The organism is Dolichospermum sp. LEGE 00246 (assembly GCF_015207865.1).
Classification (GTDB): Bacteria; Cyanobacteriota; Cyanobacteriia; order Cyanobacteriales; family Nostocaceae; genus Dolichospermum; species Dolichospermum heterosporum.
On the sequence record NZ_JADEWA010000662.1, the window covers coordinates 1 to 2,029 of the forward strand.

General features: G+C 38.1%; 2 protein-coding genes. One reads left to right on the plus strand and one right to left on the minus strand.

Annotation, left to right across the window (positions count from 1 at the left end):
- Positions 1 to 110 precede the first annotated feature (110 nt).
- On the minus strand, positions 111 to 758 hold the full coding sequence (locus IQ228_RS25255; protein ID WP_027402269.1) for a type IIL restriction-modification enzyme MmeI: 648 nt from the start codon (positions 756 to 758) through the stop codon (positions 111 to 113).
- A gap of 394 nt (positions 759 to 1,152) precedes the next feature.
- Here IQ228_RS25255 and IQ228_RS25260 point away from each other — a divergent pair, with 394 nt between their 5' ends.
- Positions 1,153 to 1,893 (plus strand): SIMPL domain-containing protein, encoded by a 741-nt coding sequence (locus tag IQ228_RS25260; RefSeq protein WP_193964886.1) that lies wholly within the window; start codon positions 1,153 to 1,155, stop codon positions 1,891 to 1,893.
- Positions 1,894 to 2,029: the final 136 nt, after the last annotated feature.

Genomic DNA, 2,029 nt, shown 5'->3' on the forward strand with positions numbered 1-2,029 from the left:
TCGGTTAACGAAAATTTCCACGTAAACAACCTATTGTATAAAACCAACAAATTATTGAAAATGTTGGGTTTCGTTCCTCAACCCAACCTACGTATTTTTGTTTTTTAGTCTTAACCGAACAGTATTGTATCACGGGGTAACAGTTGTCTATCTTCCGCAAACATCGCTAACACACATTGTAAAATAAACCGCTGTGCTGTTAACTTTTCAATTCCCCTATTTTCTAATTCTAATAATAATTCACCCATGCGACGGGCAGCTTTAACAGTAACTTCTACTTGGTTATTTTGGAATACAGGGGTTTTTTGCCCTAATTCCATAAATGTCAATGCTCCTGACCGTTCTGGCAGTTGTTCGAGGGTAATTTTATCTACAGGTGTATCTAATTGAATATCAAAATCAAAGATCCAAAATTCATCAAAATTACATAAAATCACATATTTAGGACGATTTGGGACTAACCTAGTCCAATAATCAAAAGCTTGGGAATAATGTTTATTTAAATCTTCTCCCCGTTTTTTCATTTCTATTAAAACGCGAGGTTTCCAAACTAAATCAGCAAAGCCAGTTTTTCCGGTTTTACTACTTTTTTTAATTGCTTCTTCGTAAGTCGCACCCGCTTCTAATGCACCTTCATGGCCAAAGGCTCGAAAAAAGCGGTCGAGAAATGTTTGTGCTTCTTTGCGTTCTTGTCCGGTGATATGTTGGTGACAAAATTGCACGAATTTAGATAGGGTTTCTGGTGTTGATGATGTCATGGTTGTTTCTGAACAATAATAAGATCCCCGACTTCCACAAGATCCCCGACTTCTTTAAGAAGTCGGGGATCTCAACCTCTCGATATTTACAAAAATATCACTCAATCTCTCAATTGAGTCGCGCAAAAAAGAAGATGCGGGGGTTGACAATTGATTTTAAATTTGTTATCATGAATTCGATAAGGAAGAACTATCATAAAATAATTATAGTTGGAAGGAAACCCAACACATAAATAATTTTTGCCGTTACAAAAAATGTAACCAGGTTCGATATAAGTTTAAGCAGTGTGAAACTGTAAGTATGGAAATTACACCTTCGGTGTGAAAATATTTTGGTGGCTGTTAATAACAGTTACCCCAGAATTAATAGGTTTTTAGAGGAGTGTTAAGGAAGATGTCTATCACTGTTTTATCTAATTATCGGTTTCCAACCCGGAATTTTGGGAAAATATTATCTTTGAGTATATTTCTCAGTGCGATTTTTATGCTACCTGCATCAGCACAAGAAAAATTATGGCGAACTTTAACCGTGAGTGGAAGGGGAGTAGAAACAATTTCGACAACTTTATCTCAAGTTAGTTTGGGTGTAGAAGTTCAAGGAAAAACGGCGGAAGATGTCCAAAAAGAAGCGGCACGCAGATCATCGGCTGTGGTAGCTTTATTAAAAAAACGCAATGTCGAAAAATTGACAACTACAGGAATTCGCCTCAACCCAGTATATAGCTACAGTAATAATGTTCAACGCATTACTGGTTATGCTGCTAGTAATACAGTGAGCTTCCGCATTTCTACAGATAAAGCCGGAACTTTATTGGATGATGCGGTGAAAGTTGGAGCGACACAAATTAATGGTGTAAGTTTTATTGCTAGTGATGAAGCGATCGCCAGCGCCCAAAAACAAGCCTTAAAAAAAGCTACCCAGGATGCACAAGAACAAGCAGAAACGGTTCTTAGCACCTTAAAATTAGAACAAAAAGACATTATCAGTATTCAAATTAATGGTGCAACCCCACCACCGCCACCGATGCTATATCGGGCTGAAGCTGCTAAAGCCAATTTCGCGGATGCTTCTACCCCCATAGTTGCGGGGGAACAAGAAGTACAAGCATCAGTAACATTGCAAATTAGCTATTAGTCATTGACACTCCCCGGTCTAAAGACGCGGGGATTCTTAATCGAATAATTGTCAAGACAACTGCTCGAATAATATCCGCTTTTCAGGTATTACCTTAGATGTACGGTTCTTGCCCTGATCCTGTTTGCCATTACTG

Excerpts from the sequence above, each read along its gene's own strand:
- IQ228_RS25255 (WP_027402269.1), bottom strand. The coding sequence starts at position 758 with ATGACATCATCAACACCAGAAACCCTATCTAAATTCGTGCAATTTTGT.
- IQ228_RS25260 (WP_193964886.1), top strand. The coding sequence starts at position 1,153 with ATGTCTATCACTGTTTTATCTAATTATCGGTTTCCAACCCGGAATTTT.